Origin of the sequence: Caballeronia sp. INDeC2 (genome assembly GCF_023631325.1) — a bacterium.
Lineage (GTDB): Bacteria > Pseudomonadota > Gammaproteobacteria > Burkholderiales > Burkholderiaceae > Caballeronia.
The window spans coordinates 1-238 of record NZ_JALQDG010000085.1; the positions used below are offsets into that span (position 1 = coordinate 1).

1 protein-coding gene is annotated in these 238 nt (G+C 45.4%); it reads right to left on the minus strand.

From position 1 onward, the window contains the following. The coding region (locus NCS28_RS33145) for a hypothetical protein (protein WP_250517982.1) at positions 1–238 on the minus strand (238 nt) is incomplete at both ends.

A 238-nucleotide genomic window follows, 5' to 3' on the forward strand; every position in this document is an offset into this window, starting at 1 on the left:
GATCAACTCGGATGGTGCCATTCTGTATGGTTTCTTGTATATGGGGGTGGTTCCTGGTGCTAGCTCAATGCAGAATTCTATTTCTCGGTCTGGTGGCATGCCTGGTAGTTCTTCAGGGAATACATCTGGAAATTCACACACTACTGGAACCTTGTTTAGCTCAGAAACGTCCACCTTATTTAATCTCGGTTGCCGGGGTATTTTTCCTTCCTTGGCTGATACTCTTATTGTCTTCCCT